15 protein-coding genes are annotated in these 16,406 nt (G+C 73.0%); 11 read left to right on the top strand and 4 right to left on the bottom strand.

All coding sequences use genetic code 11. The features are described from left to right. Positions 1-4 precede the first annotated feature (4 nt). The 3 genes from FXF68_RS06395 (at position 5) to FXF68_RS06385 (ending at position 4,368) form a co-directional block, all read left to right on the top strand. Positions 5-1,603 (top strand): acyl-CoA synthetase, encoded by a 1,599-nt coding sequence (locus FXF68_RS06395; RefSeq protein ID WP_148757917.1) that lies wholly within the window; start codon positions 5-7, stop codon positions 1,601-1,603. A gap of 65 nt (positions 1,604-1,668) precedes the next feature. Further along, complete coding sequence (locus FXF68_RS06390) at positions 1,669-2,139, top strand: MarR family winged helix-turn-helix transcriptional regulator (RefSeq protein WP_148757916.1); 471 nt, start codon at positions 1,669-1,671, stop codon at positions 2,137-2,139. Between the two features lie 579 nt (positions 2,140-2,718). Then, positions 2,719-4,368 (top strand): serine/threonine protein kinase, encoded by a 1,650-nt coding sequence (locus FXF68_RS06385; protein WP_187437758.1) that lies wholly within the window; start codon positions 2,719-2,721, stop codon positions 4,366-4,368. Here the strand turns inward: FXF68_RS06385 and FXF68_RS06380 are convergent, their stop codons facing one another. Further along, entirely contained in the window at positions 4,369-5,559 is a 1,191-nt protein-coding gene (locus FXF68_RS06380) for a lipid-transfer protein (RefSeq protein ID WP_148757914.1), read from the bottom strand. It abuts the gene before it with no gap. Beyond that, entirely contained in the window at positions 5,556-6,005 is a 450-nt protein-coding gene (locus tag FXF68_RS06375) for a Zn-ribbon domain-containing OB-fold protein (protein ID WP_222869814.1), read from the bottom strand. Before FXF68_RS06375 ends, FXF68_RS06380 begins: the two co-directional genes overlap by 4 nt. Positions 6,006-6,179: 174 nt before the next feature. Here FXF68_RS06375 and FXF68_RS06370 point away from each other — a divergent pair, with 174 nt between their 5' ends. From FXF68_RS06370 to FXF68_RS06360, 3 genes are all read left to right on the top strand, one after another. Further along, complete coding sequence (locus FXF68_RS06370; RefSeq protein WP_148757913.1) at positions 6,180-6,947, top strand: SDR family oxidoreductase; 768 nt, start codon at positions 6,180-6,182, stop codon at positions 6,945-6,947. Between the two features lie 31 nt (positions 6,948-6,978). After that, on the top strand, positions 6,979-7,938 hold the full coding sequence (locus FXF68_RS06365; RefSeq protein WP_148757912.1) for an LLM class F420-dependent oxidoreductase: 960 nt from the start codon (positions 6,979-6,981) through the stop codon (positions 7,936-7,938). Between the two features lie 93 nt (positions 7,939-8,031). Next, positions 8,032-8,331: a Fe-S cluster assembly protein HesB gene (locus FXF68_RS06360; RefSeq protein WP_067895763.1), complete on the top strand. Its 300-nt coding sequence runs from the start codon at positions 8,032-8,034 to the stop codon at positions 8,329-8,331. Between the two features lie 76 nt (positions 8,332-8,407). Here the strand turns inward: FXF68_RS06360 and FXF68_RS06355 are convergent, their stop codons facing one another. Next, positions 8,408-8,608 (bottom strand): hypothetical protein, encoded by a 201-nt coding sequence (locus FXF68_RS06355; RefSeq protein WP_148757911.1) that lies wholly within the window; start codon positions 8,606-8,608, stop codon positions 8,408-8,410. A 79-nt stretch (positions 8,609-8,687) separates the two neighbouring features. On the opposite strand from FXF68_RS06355, the gene FXF68_RS06350 reads away from it, so the two are divergent. The 5 genes from FXF68_RS06350 (at position 8,688) to FXF68_RS06330 (ending at position 15,343) form a co-directional block, all read left to right on the top strand. After that, positions 8,688-9,341, top strand: coding sequence for an MBL fold metallo-hydrolase (locus FXF68_RS06350; protein ID WP_148757910.1), 654 nt, complete (start codon positions 8,688-8,690; stop codon positions 9,339-9,341). Next, entirely contained in the window at positions 9,338-10,027 is a 690-nt protein-coding gene (locus FXF68_RS06345) for an HAD family hydrolase (protein ID WP_222869813.1), read from the top strand. Before FXF68_RS06350 ends, FXF68_RS06345 begins: the two co-directional genes overlap by 4 nt. A gap of 130 nt (positions 10,028-10,157) precedes the next feature. Beyond that, positions 10,158-10,361, top strand: coding sequence for a PspC domain-containing protein (locus tag FXF68_RS06340; protein WP_067895774.1), 204 nt, complete (start codon positions 10,158-10,160; stop codon positions 10,359-10,361). An 86-nt stretch (positions 10,362-10,447) separates the two neighbouring features. Beyond that, positions 10,448-14,170 (top strand): DEAD/DEAH box helicase family protein, encoded by a 3,723-nt coding sequence (locus tag FXF68_RS06335; RefSeq protein WP_148757909.1) that lies wholly within the window; start codon positions 10,448-10,450, stop codon positions 14,168-14,170. Positions 14,171-14,248: 78 nt separating this feature from the next. Beyond that, positions 14,249-15,343, top strand: coding sequence for a winged helix DNA-binding domain-containing protein (locus FXF68_RS06330; protein ID WP_148757908.1), 1,095 nt, complete (start codon positions 14,249-14,251; stop codon positions 15,341-15,343). A gap of 325 nt (positions 15,344-15,668) precedes the next feature. Here FXF68_RS06330 and FXF68_RS06325 read toward each other — a convergent pair whose 3' ends face one another. Further along, the gene (locus FXF68_RS06325) at positions 15,669-16,406 is read right to left on the bottom strand and encodes a DUF7873 family protein (RefSeq protein WP_246178358.1); all 738 of its coding nucleotides are present in this window, start codon (positions 16,404-16,406) and stop codon (positions 15,669-15,671) included.

Below are 16,406 nucleotides of genomic sequence, written 5' to 3'. Positions count from 1 at the left end.
CCCGATGGAGTACAACCACGCTGACCTGTTCGAGGGAGTCGCGGACGCCATCGCCGAGCGCGTGGCGCTTGTCTGCGGCGACCGGCGGCTCACCTACGCGGAGCTGGACGAGCACGCCAACCGCCTCGCCCACCACCTGAGGGACGCGGGCGTCCGTCCGGGGGAGCACGTCGCCGTCCAGCTCTACAACGGCGTCGAGTACGCGGCCGCGCTGATCGCCACACTCAAGATCAGGGCCGTCCCCATCAACGTCAACTACCGGTACGTGGAGAGCGAACTGCTCTACGTGTACCGCGACTCGGACAGCGTGGCGCTCCTGTACGACGTCGAGTTCGAGGACCGGGTCGCCGCGACCGCCGCCGACGCACCCACCCTGAAACACCTGATCGCCGTAGGCGGCACCCCATCACTCCACCAAGCGATCGCCTACGACGAAGCACTGAAAACCGCGAACCCCACCCGCGACGGCCTCCCGAAGCGCTCCGCCACCGACCGCTACATCATCTACACCGGCGGGACGACGGGCATGCCGAAGGGCGTCATGTGGACGACCGAGGAGCTCCTGTTCGCGTTCTGGAACCCGACGCTCCCACGTCCCACAAAACCCGAGGACATCGTCGAGATGGCCAGGACCGGCGGCCCCCTCACGATGATGCCCATCCCGCCGCTGATGCACGGCGCGGCGCAGGTCGCGTCGTGGATCGCCTGGTTCATGGGCGCGACACTCGTCTACACCCGCAAGTTCGACGCCGCCGACGTGTGGCGGACGATCGAGCGCGAGAAGGTCAACTCGCTGACGATCACGGGTGACGCGATGGCGATCCCGATGGCGGACGAGCTGGCCCGAACCGACTACGACACGTCCTCCCTCTTCGCCTTCGTCTCGACCGGCGCGATCTTCACCGGAACCGTCCGCGACCGCGTCCAGACGCTCCTCCCGAACACGATGATCCTGGACCGGTTCGGCTCGACCGAGTCAGGCTCGACGGCCGAGGCCGTCGCCGGGTCCACCCCCGAGAAGGGCCTGCGATTCGCGCCGGACGTCAACGACGTCACCGTCCTAGACGACGCGTTCCGCCCCGTCGAGCCGGGTTCAGGCGTCATCGGCCAGGTCGCCCGCACGGGACACATCGCGCTCGGCTACTACAACGACCCGGAGAAGACCGCGAAGACGTTCCCGATCGTGGACGGCCGCCGCTGGCTCCTCACCGGCGACATCGCCACGGTCGAGGCGGACGGGTCGATCGCCGTCTACGGACGCGGCTCGCAGGCGATCAACACCGGCGGCGAGAAGGTGTTCCCGGAAGAGGTCGAGGCCGTCCTCAAGGGCCATCCCGGCGTGTACGACGCCGTGGTGACAGGGGTCCCCGACCAACGCTGGGGCAACAAGGTCGCCGCAATCGTCCAGCCATCAAAGGAGGCGCCATCTCCCGAGGACCTGGACGCCCACTGCCGCAAGGAGCTGTCCGGCTACAAGGTGCCGCGCGTGTACGCCTTCGTCGCGGAGATGAAGCGGTCGCCCGCCGGGAAGGCCGACTACCGCTGGGCGAAGCGGATCGCCGAGGAGAGCCCCACCTGGCCCCGCCCCGGCCCCGCCCACTAGAATCTCCCGTGGAGAGTCGCTCTTGAAATGAGTGTCTCGTCATGAGAGAAAAGTGAGGGCAGGGCGTGTCGACCCCGGAACGCGAGCGGATGGCGGGCGAGCTGCAAATGGCGATGCAGCGCAGCACGATGTTCACGGTGCTGCTGCACCATGCCACCGCGAGCAAGGCGGGCATGAACGTCACCGACGCGCAGTGCGTCAACGCCCTGACGCTGGACGGCCCGCAGACGCCGGGGCAGCTCGCGCAGCTCATGGGCATCACCACCGGCGGCGCGATCACCGCGGTCATCGACCGGCTGGAGCGCGCCGGGTACGTCCGCCGCACCCGCGACCCCGACGACCGCCGCCGCGTGATCGTCGAGCTGGTGGAGGAGAACGTGGCCCAGTTCGGCCGCTACTTCGAGCCGATAGCCCGAGCCTTCCGAGACCGCCTAGAGACCTACACGGACGAGCAGATAGCAGTCCTCCTCGACTGGATCCGCCACAACAACGAGGTAATGCCAGCGGTGATCGAAGAAATCCGCAAACTCCCCTAAGGCGCAAGCGAAGAGCAACCACCGCCACGGGTCGGGCGGCCGGAGGCGCCCCAGCGCCGGAGGCCGCCCGACCCGCCGGCGCAGACGACCGCAGCGACGCCCACACGCCCGCAACAGGCAAGACAGACCGCAAGGGCGACGTGAGGATCGCCTGCGCCGCAACGGGGGTTCCAGGGGGGCGCCCCCCTGGGTAAATACCGCCTGCGCCGCAACGGGGGTTCCAGGGGGTCGCCCCCCTGGGCAGACACAGTCCGGGGACGGTCGCGGCGGTCCCCCCGGCCGCGGCGGCCGTCCCCGGAGTCAGCCGCCGGGGCGTGGTCGATCCCCGCCTCCCAGAAACCCGGACTGACAGTCAGTGCGGGTTCAACCCCATCCGGAGGCTTCGCGGGATCCGCTCGGACGGTGACACTTACCACGCTCACCGCTCCACCGCAGGTCACACGGGTTAGAGGCGGTGATTTCGGTCACATCGCCCTATTTTGGACAGTCGGGTCGGATCGGGGCGTCGCGAGTGGCCGTGCGGCGGTCCGGAATGAAATCATGCGCGGCATCCCCCCGGTGAGAGGACGGCTTTTCGACGTGGAACCACTGCGTCCCGAAGACCCTGCGGAGATCGGCGGCTACCCCCTCATCGCGCGCATCGGCGCGGGCGGCATGGGCCAGGTGTACCTGGGGCTGACCGGCGGCGGACGGCATATCGCGCTGAAGGTCATCCGCGAGGGCTTCGAGGGCCCGCAGGCGCTCGCCCGCTTCCGCCGCGAGGTTGCGACCGCCGAGCGGGTCCGCAGCCGGTTCGCGGCGGCGATGGTCGGCGCCGGGCTGGACGCGCCGCCGTACTGGCTCGCCACCGAGTACGTCCCCGGGCCGACGCTCCGGCAGGCCGTCGCCGAGCACGGGCCGCTGCCGCCGGACACCTGCCTGCGGCTGCTCGCCGCCCTCGCCCAGGGGCTGCTGGAGATCCACGGGCAGGGCGTCCAGCATCGCGACCTGAAGCCCGGCAACGTGATCCTCGCCCCGGACGGCCCGCGCCTGATCGACTTCGGCATCGCGCGGGGCGAGGGGCAGACGCAGATCACCCAGACGGGGGCGTGGAACGGCACGCCCGGCTACGTCGCGCCGGAGGTCGTGCGGGAGCAGGAGCCGGTGCCCGCGTCGGACGTGTTCTCCCTCGCCGGGACCATCGCCTACGCCGCCACCGGGCGCCCGCCGTTCGGCGGCGGGCGCATCGAGGCGATCATCCACCGCACGCTGAGCGGCGAGATCGACCTCGACGGCGCCGACCCGCGGGTGGCGGAGCTGGTCCGGCTCTGCGCGGAGAAGGACCCGGGTGCCCGGATCACGCCGGCCCGGCTGCTGGAGATCGCCGCGTCCACGGTCGCGATCGCGGACGATCCCGACTACCGGCGGTTCGTCGGCGCGCCGCGGCCGGCGCCGGTCAGCGTCGCGGACGCGGCGACGTCCGGGCTCGTCCCGCCGGAGCGCACCAGGACGACCGTCACGGGCCGGACGGGCCTGCGCTCCCGCGCCGCCGTCATCGCGGCGGGCGCCGGGGTGGTCGCGGTCGTCCTCGGCGGCGCGTTCGCCGCGCGGGCCGTCTTCCAGGACGGCGGCTCGGGCGAGGGGAACGGCGCGACCGGCGGCGGAGGCGGAGCCCAGGGAGCCCGGGCAGGTCAGGGCGTCCAGGGCGGCGGTTCGCCGACGACGCCCGCGAGTTCCCCTGCGGGCGGCCGGACGCCCGGCCCGGACGGACGCCCGCCGGACGAGATCTTCGTCAAGCAGCCCACCATGGACTACCAGATGACCAAGTTCTCGCAGAAGGACTACACCTGCCTGCCCGCGATCAAGCCCGAGAAGGAGGACGAGCGGGTCTCCTCCCAGTTGCAGGTATCGGCGCCGCGCGAGCCGTACACGAAGAAGTCCGTCACGTTCACCGCGCGCATCAAGTACGACCGGCCGAACGGCTACTACATCGCCGCGCAGGTCCGTGATCCGGGGCCGTCCGGCAGCGCGGGCCCGGCGTGGGTGAACAGCAAGCCGCACCTGTATCCCGAGGGTGAGGAGGCAGGCAGCAACGGCCTGGACCTCACCTACCCGGACGACTTCAACTGGCGCGGTTCGCAGGGCGGGACGGGCCCGCTGTTCCCCGGCGTCTGGACGATCGTGTGGTTCCACGTCCGTCCGAACGGCGACGCCTTCTACATCGGCTGCGACGGGTTCACCGTCAAGTAGCTAGCGGACGGCGACGACCGCCGAGCCGTGCCCGAACAGGCCCTGGTTCACGGCGATGCCCGTCCGCGCGCCCTCGACCTGGCGGCCGTCGGCCTGCCCGCGCAACTGCCAGGTCAGCTCGCAGACCTGCGCGATCGCCTGCGCCGGGATCGCCTCGCCGAACGACGCGAGCCCGCCGCTCGGGTTCACCGGGACGCGCCCGCCGAGCGTCGTCGCGCCCGACCGCAGCAGCTCCTCGGCGCCGCCGGGCTCGCACAGGCCGATGTCCTCGTACCAGTCGAGTTCGAGGGCCGTGGACAGGTCGTACACCTCGGCGAGCGACAGGTCGTCCGGCCCGATCCCGGCCTCCTCGTAGGCGGCGTGCGCGAGCGCGGAGCGGAACGGGCGCTCCGGCTCCGGCACGGCCGTCGCGGAGTCGGTCGCGAAGTCCGGCAGGTCGAGGACGGTCTTCGGGAACGTCGGCGTCACCGTCGACAGCCCGGAGATCCGGACCGGGTCGGCGACGCCGTGCCGCCGCGCGAACTCCACCGACGACAGGACGAGCGCCGCGCCGCCGTCGCTGGTGGCGCAGATGTCGAGGAGGCGCAGCGGGTCCGCGACGACGGCGGACGCGCGGACGTCCTCCAGCGTCACCTCCTTGCGGTACCGGGCGTTCGGGTTCGCGAGCCCGTGCCGCGCGTTCTTGACCTTCACGGCGGCGAAGTCCTCCGGGGTCGCGCCGTGCACGGCCATCCGGCGGCGCGCGTACAGCGCGAAGTACAGCGGGTTCGTCGCGCCGAGCAGCCGGAACCGCAGCCAGTCCGGGTCGTCCGGCCGGTCCCCGCCGACCGGCTTGAAGAAGCCCTTCGGCGCGGCGTCGGCGCCGACCACCAGCGCGACGTCGCAGAGTCCGGCGAGGATCCGCGCCCGCGCCGTGTCGACGGCCTGCGCGCCCGACGCGCACGCCGCGTAGCTGGACGAGACGCGGGCGCCCGTCCAGCCGAGCGCCTGCGCGAACGTCGCCCCGGCGATGAACCCCGGATACCCGTTGCGGATCGTGTCCGCGCCCGCCACGTACTGGACGTCCGGCCACGCCAGCCCGGCGTCGGCGAGCGCCGCCCGCGCCGCCGCGAGCCCGTACTCGACGAAGTTCCGTCCCCATTTCCCCCACGGGTGCATGCCCGCGCCCAGCACGGCGACATCGCGGCTCATCGGACGGGCCTCCACATCCACACGGTGTACTCGGCGTCGTCGTCCTCGTACAGGACGCCCTCGGTCAGCTCGACCTCCATGCCGACGGCGAGGTCGTCGACCGTGTACCCGGGCGCGACCTGCCCGAGGACGACCATCCGCTCGGCCTCCAGTTCGACGGCCGCGACCGTGTACGGGACGAACGGCTCCGGCGAGACGTACGGGGGCGGCGGCTTGTACCGCGAGTCGGCGTAGGACCAGACGCGGCCGCGCCCGGAGAGCGCGTACGGCTCCAGCTCGGAGCCGTCCTTCGGCCCGGCGCAGCGCGGGTTGCGGCAGGCCAGCTCGTTGCGCGGGAAGTACGGCGTCCCGCAGGACGCGCACCGCGTCCCGAGCAGCCGCACCCCGCCCTCGGCCGTCCCGAACCAGCCGTCGATCGCCGGACGGCGTTCCTTGGTAGTGGTCACGCGGCCCTCCTCGTCTCTCTGGGCGCACTGTACCAATCAAACAATCGTTAGAAAGAATGTGGCCCGGGCGCATCGAAGACCCGCTGACTGACCCGTCAGTCACCTCGCTACAGTGAACCGAGTCGGATTCTGGTGATGCCGCGCCTCGGATGCGCACCGGTAGGGAGAGTTCGGATGCGGACTGGACTGCAAGGCAAGACGGCCCTGGTCACCGGGGCGTCCCGGGGCATCGGGAAGGCGATCGCGACGGCGCTCGCCGCCGAGGGCGCGAACGTCGTCCTGTCCTCGCGCAAGCAGGAGGCGCTGGACGAGGTCGCCGAGGAGATCTCCCGGGCCCACCCGGACGCCGGGGTGCTCGCGAAGGCCGCGCACGTCGGCGACGCCGACCAGGCCGCCGCGTGCGTGGACGCCGCCGTCGCCGAGTTCGGCGCCCTCGACGTCCTCGTCAACAACGCCGGGACGAACCCCTACTACGGGCCGATGGCCGACATCGAGCCCGCCGCCGCGGCCAAGACCGTCGAGGTCAACCAGTTCGCGGTCATCACCTGGACGAAGCTCGCGCTGCGCGCCTCGCTCGCCGAGCGCGGCGGCGCGATCATCAACATCGCGTCGGTCGGCGGCCTGATCACCGAGCACGGGATCGGCTACTACAACGCGACCAAGGCGGCCGTGATCCACCTCAGCAAGCAGTTCGCGATGGAGCTGGCGCCGAAGGTCCGCGTGAACTGCATCGCGCCCGGCCTGGTCAAGACCCATCTCGCCCGCGCCCTCTGGGAGCCGAACGAGGCGGAGATCAGCAAGGCCACGCCGCTCGGACGGCTCGGCGAGCCCGAGGACATCGCGAACGCCGCCGTCTTCCTCGCCGGGGACGCCTCGTCCTGGATGACCGGGCAGACCCTGGTCGTGGACGGCGGCGTCACCGTCCGCCCGTCACTCGCCTGACGTCCCTCGCCTGACACCCAAGGAGGCGCGCATGAACCGCTGGGGGATCACCATTCCGTTGACCGGCCTTCCGCTGGCCGAGCACCGCGAGGTCGTCGCCGGGCTGGCAGGGCTCGGCTACACCGACGCCTGGAGCGCCGAGGTCGCCGGGGCGGACGCCTTCACCCCCCTCGCGCTCGCCTCCCAGTGGGGCCCCGAGGTGCGGCTCGGCTCCGCGATCGTGCCGGTCTACACGCGCGGCCCGGCGCTGCTCGCCCAGCACGCCGCGACGCTCGCCGACCTCGCGCCGGGTCGGTTCGTCCTCGGCATCGGGACGTCGTCCGACACGATCGTCGAGCGCTGGAACGGCATCCGGTTCGAGCAGCCCTACCAGCGGACCCGCGACACCCTCCGCTTCCTCCGCAGGGCGCTCGCGGGAGAGAAGGTCAAGGAGGAGTACGAGACGTTCGCCGTCCGGGGCTTCAAGCTGGAGACCCCGCCCGCGACGCCGCCGCCGGTGGTGCTGGCGGCGCTGCGTCCCGGCATGCTGCGGCTCGCCGCCCGCGAGGCGGACGGCGCGATCACCAACTGGCTGGCGCCGCGGGACGTCCCCGTGGTGCGGGGCGTGCTGGGCGACGGGCCCGAGCTGATCGCGCGGCTGTTCGTCTGCCCGACCGGCGACGCGGCGGAGGCCCGCGCGATCGGCCGCTGGATGATCGCCGCGTACCTGACCGTCCCCGTGTACCGGGCGTTCCACGAGTGGCTCGGACGCGGCGAGGCGCTGCGTCCGATGCACGAGGCGTGGGCGGCGGGCGACCGCAAGGCGGCGCTGGCCGCGATCCCGGACGAGGTCGTCGACGACCTGCTCGTGCACGGGACGCCCGCCGAGTGCCGGGCCCGCGTCCGGGAGTACGGGGCGAACGGCCTGACGACGCCGGTGCTCGCCGTCGTCCCGGGCGGCGGGCTGTCCCCGGCCGAGGCGGTGCGGGCGCTGGCGCCGGACGCGGACTGAAACCGTTCGGATACGGCTCGCATGTTTGCCGGTGTGAGGATCGGGGAGGGTGGGGCAGATCCGATCCGAGAATGAAGACGTGAGGAGCTGATCGTGCTCACGCTGACCGACGGTGCCGTGCAGGTCATCCGAACCGTGACCGCGAACCCGGAGCTTCCGCCGGACACCGGCATCCGCATCGAGCCCGGGCTCGACGGCTCGGACGCCCTGCGGCTCTCCGTGGCCCCCGCCCCCGAAGCCGGCGACCAGGTCGTCGAGGAGGAGGGCGCGAAGGTGTACCTGGAAGCCGGTGTCGCCCAGATGCTCGACGACAAGACCCTCGACGCGCAGGTCGACCCGCAGGGCGACGTGGCGTTCACCATCGCGGAGGGGACCGGGGGGACCCCTACCTGACTGAGCCACAAGAGGGGAAGGCGGAGCCGGAGCGCACCAGGCGGGGCGCTCCGGCTCCGTGTCATACGGGCCGCTTTCAGTACATGGCCTCGATGACGGCGATCGCGGCGAGCGCGAACGCCACCGTGGTGAGGACCAGGAACGCGGCGACGACCGCGCAGGCCAGCCCGCGCGGCTGGTCGCGCCAGGTTCCGTAGCGGTCGCGCACCTGCCGGTCCAACTCCTCCCGGGACGGCCGTTCCGCGTCCGGGGAGTCGGGCGAAGGCGGGGTCGTCACGCCCGCCAGTCTCGCAGATCGGCCACCCGGGCCAGGGGTGGTCGGCGGGACGGGGCGCGCCGCGTGAAAGGCTCGGAGGATGCGTCTCACCAAGCTCGGACACGCCTGCGTCCAGATCACCAGGGACGACCGGACGATCGTCATCGACCCCGGCGCGTTCAGCGACGGCGCCGCGGACGCGCTCGCCGCCGCCGACGCCGTGCTCATCACCCACGAGCACTTCGACCACTTCGACGCCGACGCGCTGCGCAAGGCGATGGCGGAGCGTCCGGCGCTGGAGGTGTGGACTTCCCGTACCGTCGCCGAGAGCCTCGCCGACCTCGGCGGTCGCGTCCACCAGGTCGGCCACGGGGACGCCGTCACCGTCGCGGGCTTCGACGTCCACGTCTACGGCGAGGACCACGAGATCCTGCACCCGGACGTCCCGCCCATCCCGAACACCGGGTTCCTCATCGACGGCCAGGTCTTCCACCCAGGGGATGCGCTGACCGTCCCAGCGGAGCCCGTCCCCACGCTGTGCCTGCCCGGCAACGCGCCCTGGATGAAGATCCCGGAACTGTACGCATACGCGCGGGAAGTCAGGCCCGAGCGTGCCTTCGTCGTGCACGACGGGCTTCTGAACGACATCGGCCTCACGGTGATGGGCAACCACGTAGCCAAGGCGGGGGAGGAGATCGGGGCGGACTTCCAGCGGCTCGTCCCCGGTACCTCGGTCGACCTGGCGGACGCGTGACGGTCCCCCGAGAGGCCGCGATCCGGGCCGTCTTCCTGGACGTCGGGGAGACGCTGATCAACGAGGGCGAGATCTACGGGCGCTGGGCCGACTGGCTCGGCGTCCCCCGGCACACGTTCCTCGCCAAGCTCGGCGCGGTGCTCGCGACGGGCGGCTCCCACATGGACGTCTTCGAGCACTTCCGCCCCGGGTTCGACCTGGCGGCGGAGGAGCGGGCCAGGGCGGAGGCGGGCGTCCCGAACGGGTTCGGCCCGGACGACCTGTACCCGGACGCGCGGGCCTGCCTGTCCGGCCTCCGCGACCAGGGCCTCTACGTCGGAATCGCGGGCAACCAGCCGGTGGAGGCCGCCGGTCAGATCGCCGCGCTCGGCCTGGACGCCGACGTCGTCGGGATCTCGGACGTGTGGGGCGTCAGCAAGCCGTCCCCCGAGTTCTTCGCGCGCTGCGCCGAACTCGCGGACGTGCTCCCGGACCGCGTCCTGTACGTCGGGGACCGCGTCGACAACGACGTCCGTCCGGCGCTCGCGTTCGGGATGCAGGTCGCGTTCCTGCGGCGCGGGCCGTGGGGGCACATCCAGGACGACCCGGAGGCGCTGAGCCGGTGCCTGTTCGTCCTGGACGACCTCGCCGCCCTCCCCAAGCTCGTCGCCGCCCACAACGCCGAGCCCCTAGGGGACGTCCCCTAGCCCCGGAGTATGGGACGCGAACAGGTCGAACGGCCGATGCGTGCGCTGGTGTCCGGTTCGTAGCGTGGATGTCGTGGCCGCGAGTTCCGCGGCCGCGACAACAGTCCGACGAATCGGGGAGAGAACAGAGATGAACGGCCTTTATCGTCCGCGCCGCGGCCGCATGATCGCGGGCGTCTGCGCGGGCCTCGCGCAACGGTTCGGTATGTCGCCGTTGACCGTCCGGGTCCTGTTCCTGCTGTCGTGCCTGCTGCCGGGCCCGCAGTTCGTCGTCTACCTCGTGCTCTGGGTCATGATGCCGAACGAGGACCGCCACCTCGCGGGCGCGCGGTAACACAAGATCAAACGATAGCGCTCGACCAGGCCCGCCCGGGGGTGTTAGATCGTGGCACCAGCTTTCCCGGGAGGGAGGGAGCCGCGGTGCCAGCGGAGGGCGGACCGGGGCCGGGCCGGGATTCCGGCGAGGTTCCCGGCGGGATTCCGGGCGGCATTCCGGGCGGGGTTCCGGAAGGTCGCGACGCCGAGCACGCGGCGCGGCTGCTGCGCTACCTGCGCGACCTCGCGCAGGCGCGGCGCCGTCCGGCCCGCGACCTGTCCGGGCACGACCACGTCCACTGGCTGTGCGAGCTGCCCGGCGACGTCTACGTCGAGACGGACGCCGGGCCCGGCGACGTGCTGTTCAGCGTCCCGGTCATCCCGCTGACGCCGCCCGTCGTGCTGGACGAGTTCGACGGCTGGCTCGCGCTCCGCAACTGGTACCGGATCCTGCGCGAGCTGTCCGGGCAGGAGGTCGTGCTCGCGACCGGGCTGCTGTCGTGGCGGCCCGCCGTGCACGACCACCTGCTGAACACGCCCGTCCGCATCGTGGTGGACGACCGGACCGAGCGCATCGACGTCGTCCTCGCCGGGCACACGACCCTGCGCGACCGGGAACTGCTCGCCGGGCACCCCGTCTACCGGCCCGCCGGGTGGGTGGCGGACGCCGTCCAGGCCGGGCAGGGCTTCGGGCTCAACGCCTCGACCGGGGACGTGCTGCGCAAATGGTGCTCGGTCGCGCTGTCCGCCCCCGCCGACTTCCGCGAGGACTGGACGCCCGACCCGGGCGCGCCCTCGCCGGTGCCGCGGGTCAGGCTCGCGCCCGCGCTCGTCGTCCGGCCGCCGGGGCGGGCCGCCGTCGCCGACTACCACGCCCGGCTGCTCGGGCTGCTGGTGCGCGGCGTCCCGGACGGCCTCGCCCGGCTCGTCACGCCGGGCCGCCGCCCGCACGTCATGCACGTCCCGGAACGCGCGCCGGAGACCGTCCCCGACCTGCTCGCCGGGCTGCTCCAGCGCGGGCACCGGGTGCTCGTCGCGACGTCCGGCGCGGCCGCGTCGGGCGCGCTGCGGGCCGCGCTCCCGCCCGGCCTCGCGGGCCTCACCGTCGCCGATCCCGCCACGGCCGGCCGGGTCGCCGACGGCGTCCGCGCCCGCGCCGCCGAACCCGCCCCCGACCTCGACGCGCTCGCGGCGAAGGAGCGGGAGGCGGCCCGCCGGGTCGCGGAGATCGGCGAACGGGTGCGGAGCGGCGACGCGGACGCCCCCGAGCAGCGGCCGGACGAGCGGCTGCGCGGCGAGGCGCCCGAACTGTCGTGGATGCCGGTCCGGGACGGCATGCCCGCGGGCCCGCCGATCTCCCGCGCGGAGGCGGCGGAGCTGGTCGTCCTGCTCGCGGAGGAGACGCCCGAGCGCAAGGCCCGCACCGAGCAGCGCGACGTCGACCCGGGCGCGCTGCCGAGCGCCGCCTACGTCCGGACGCTGATCGACGCAGAGTCCGCCGCCGCCGAGCGCGCCGAACGGTCCAGGACCGACCTGTCCCGGCGGCTGCGGGACGCCGACGTCACGCTCCTCGCCCGGCTCGACGGCAACGCCTCCGTCGTCCAAGCGGCGCTGCGCGACCTCGGCCTGGACGGGCACCCGGGCGGCTGGAACTCCGCCGACCTCGCCGTCCGCGCGTTCGGCGACGCGCTCGCCGGGCGCCGCCCGCTGATCTGGTCGCGGGTCGCGGAGATGACCGCCCGCGCCCAGTGGGCCGAGCGCGCCCTCGGCGAGCTGCGCGGGCACCGGATCGAGCTGCCGCCGGGCGCCGACCTGCGCGCGGTCGCCGCCGCCGCGCACGAGCTGCGCGGCCACCTCGCGGCCGGCGGGACGCTCAAGCGCGGGCCGCTCCGCTCCGCCGCGCAGCGCCAGGCCGAGCCGCTGCTCGCCGCCGTGACCGTGGACGGCGCGGCGCCGGCGACGGCGGAGGCGCTCGGCCTCCTGCACACCGACCTCATGGTGCGGATCACCTGCCGCGAACTCCAGTACGTGTGGGAGGCGGCGGGCATCTCCTTCCCCGCCGACCTGCCGCCGGGCGAGCGCGTCGCCCGGTTCCTGCGGGCGCACGCGCGGCTCGGCCGCGTCCTGGAGGCGATGCCCGCCGTGGAGAAGACGAAGGCGCTGCTGGAGCGGAGCGGCCTCGCCGTCCCGCTCGGGCACCCGGTGCAGTGGCACGGGTACGCGTCCTCGCTGCAGAACGCGCTGGAGGGGCTCGGCGTCAACCGCGCCGCCGCCGACCTCGACGCGCTGCGCGACTCGATCGGGCCCGCCGTCCCCGGCGACCCGCCCGAGCTGCGCGCCGCGCTCGCCGCGATCGACGACCGCGACGCCGCCGCCTACGGCCGCGCGCTCGGCGCGCTCGCCGAGGCCAGGCACGAGCGGTCGCTGCAGATCCGTTGCGAGGAGCTGCTCGCCCGGGTCCGGGCCGTGCATCCCGACCTCGCGCACCTGATGGTCGCCACCGACGGGGACCCCGCCTGGCACGACCGCGCCCGGCGCTGGGACGAGGCGTGGGCCTGGGCCCGGACCGCCGCCCGCAGGCTCGCCGAGCGGAGCGTCCCGGAGGCGGACCGGCTTCGCGAGGCGCTCGCCGAGGCCGAGGCGCGGCTCGCCGACGTCCGCGCCGACCTCGCCGCCGCCCGCGCCTGGACGGCCGCCCGCGAGAACCCGCCCGCGTCCAGCGACATCCCCGCCTGGATCCTGCCGCTCTGGCGCGTCCCGGAGGCGCTGCCGCCCGTCCCGGACTCGTTCGACGTCGTGATCGTGGACGGCGAACACGAGGCGGGCGCGGAGGCCCTCTTCCTGCTCTGGCTCGCGCCCCGGATCATCCTCGTCGGCCCGCCGGGCCCCGCGCTTCCACCCTTGGAGGGCCTGCCCCCGTCGACCCTGCTCCCGGCCCACCTGCACGACGTGATAACCCCGACCGCACCGCTCTTCACCGCCCTGACCACAGAGCCCGCCGAGGTCCACGACCCGACCCCACCAGCTCCACCCACGCAGACACCGCCGCCCGAGCAGGCGCCACCCCGACGGCTGGACGCGGGAGGCCCACCCCCACGCGTCCCGAACCGGCCCCCGACGCCACCCGCCCCACGCTCAACCGCGGACGAACTCCGCCCGCCCGCCGCCAATCCAGTCTCCGCGCCGGTCAACCCCCCGCAACCCGCACAGTCCCCGCAGCCTGCACGGCCCGCGCAGCCTCCACAGTTCACACAGCCTGCGCAGCCCGCGCAGTCCGGACGGCCTCCGCAATCGGCGCAACCTCCGCAGTCCGCGCAGCCTCCGCGGCCCGCGCAGGCGGGTTCGGATGTTCGGGAGGGTGCGGGTGGTGGTGGGGGGCGTGAGTTGCCGCCTCGGCGGTTGGACGCGCCGCGTGTCGGGCGGGGGGAGGGGAATGCGCCTGCGCCCGGGAGTGGGCCGCCGCCTCGGCGGTTGGACGCGCCGGGGCGTCGGCCGCCGCCGCCCGCCGAGGAGCCGTCCACGCAGACCCGTCCGGACGTTCCGGCGATCTGGGGGCAGCCCGGACCTCCGCCCCGCACAGAGCAGCCGCCGCCCTCCGACGCTCCGGCGCAGGTCAAGCGCGGGCGGTCGATCGTCAGTTACAAGCGTCCCGAGCTGGTCGAGATCGTCGGACGCATCGCCGCGCGCGAGCCGGATCTCACCGACGAGCAGATCGTCGAGCTGGTCACCCGGCTGCTCGGCTGCCCGGACGATGAAGCGCTCCTTGTCGGTGCCCGGCTTCGCTACGCCGTGGAGGCGTATCGGGAGCAGCAGGCCGGTTCCGGCTAGCTCCGCACAAGGGGAATAGAGCATTCCGTTCTGGTATCGTAGAACGGAATGCTTTGTTCCTGTCTCAAGGGGGCGCTCATGCGGACGCTGGATCGACGGACGCTCAACCGGGCGGCGCTGGAGCGGCAGCACCTCCTGGAGCGGGCCGACATGTCCGCGCTGGACGCCGTCCGGCATCTCGTCGCGCTCCAGGCGCAGGAGAACAACGTCCCCTACTACACGCTCTGGACGCGGCTGGCGGGCTTCCGGCGCGACGACCTCACCGACCTCATGACCGCACGGCACGTCGTGCGCGGGTCGATCCTCAGGGGGACGCAGCACATGGCCCTCGCCGACGACTACCTGTGGCTGCGGCCGCTCGTCCAGGAGAGCATCCTGCGCGCGCGGCAGGGCGCGTTCGGCGGCGCCACCCGCGACTGGGACCTCGACGAGCTGGCCGCCACGGCGCGCAAGCTCCTGGAGGGCGAGGTCATGACCCGCCCGCAGCTCGCGGGGAGGCTCGCCGAGATGTGGCCGGGCCGCGACCGGACGGTCATCGGCTGGACGGTCCAGGCGCTGCTGTCGGTCGTCCACCCGCCGCCCAGCGGGACGTGGAACGTCGGCGGCGCCACGCCGTTCGCGCTCGCGGAGGAGTGGATCGGCAGGCCGTTCCACCGGGCCCGGCCGGAGCGGCTGGTCCGCCGCTACCTGGCGGCGTTCGGGCCCGCCTCCGTCAAGGACTTCCAGATCTGGTCGGGCCTGCGCCGGATGGCCGAGGTCTTCGACGAACTACGCCCTGACCTGCGCGTCTACCAGGACGAGAACGGCGTCGAACTCTTCGACCTCCCCGACGCCCCGCTGCCGGACGGCGGCGGCGACGCGCCCGTCCGGTTCCTGCCGGGGTTCGACAACCTCGTCCTCGCCTACGCCGACCGCACCCGCCTGATGACGGACGAGCACCGCAAACGGGTATGCGTCGGGTCGGAGACCAAGCCGACGCTCCTCGTGGACGGGCGCGTCCACGGCCTGTGGACGCTCAAGCACGACCGGAAGGCGGGCCGCGCCGTCCTGACCGTCGAGGCGTTCGCGCCGATCCCGGACGAGCCGGCCGTCGAGGCGGAGGCGGCGAGACTCCTGGAGTTCACCGACCCCGACGCCGCGCACGAGGTGCGCATCACCGCCTGGACAGGGTGACCTCGAAGAATGGCGACAGGTGGGCCCCGGGGATTACCCGATCCCCGGGGCCCGGAAGCCGTCGAATGCGCCCACCTGCGATGAACAGGCGCCGGGTCAGTTTTCCTTCGCCGCGCTCTTCCGTTGAGCTACCGCGGCACGAGAGCCGCGGGTCAGATTCGAACTGACAACTACGGGAAAGACCGGTCGCCTCCGCCAGTGGGGAACGGCGAATGCTGAGCCTGGAGCGATAGTCTGAGCTTGCGTATTCAGACTGAGCGTCATCCTCAGCTTTCCGCGTCCACGGGGACGCGGCCCCCCGCGCTCCAGCGGGGGAGTCTCGGGGTCACGCGAACAGGTAGCCGAAGACGGCGTCGCCGACCTGCCGGTCGTCGACCTCCGCCGTGTTGGCCTCCTCACGCGCGTACTTCACCGCGGCCAGCAGCCGGTCGACCCGGTCGCGCAGCTCGTTCAGGCGGCGCGCGGGCAGCGCGCCGGAGAACGCGACCTTCGTCCAGGTGCCGACGATCACGTCCTCGGTGAACGTCTCGACCTGCGCCGGGTGCTTGTCGGTCGCCTCGTACAGGACGTGCGCCCGCGGGACCTTCTTCGTCCGGGACGTCTCGACCGGCGCGGCGCGCCACACGTCCTGGCCCTCGTCGTAGGTCCACGACTCGGACGCGTCCAGGACGGGCAGGTTGTCGAGGACCGCGTGCAGCTCGTTGAGCTGCTTCTCCAGGAACAGCAGGTAGGTGACCGGGACGCCGGTCAGGATCGGCCTGCCGTCGACGACGACGTCGGCGCTCGCCTCGCGGTTCGCCCAGTCCTTCGTGGCGACCACGTCGAACAGCCGGGTGAGCGTCTTCGAGACGTCGCGGAGCGCGTCCTCCGACTTCACCTGGACCTTGGTGGACTCCGGCGGGAGGGTCTCGCCCTCCTCGTCCTTCGGACGGTAGACGCGGGAGATGCCCGACAGCAGCACCGGCTTCTGGAGCAGCCGCAGAACGTCCGCGACCTCGCGCTGCGCGCGGCCCTTCACGCCTTTCTCAATGGCGATGATCTGGTTGAGCTTTGCCATGGTCAT

The organism is Actinomadura decatromicini (assembly GCF_008121305.1).
GTDB classification, from domain to species: Bacteria; Actinomycetota; Actinomycetes; order Streptosporangiales; family Streptosporangiaceae; genus Spirillospora; species Spirillospora syzygii.
Note: the sequence above shows the minus strand (reverse complement) of the source record. Positions and strands in the feature narration are given on the sequence as shown.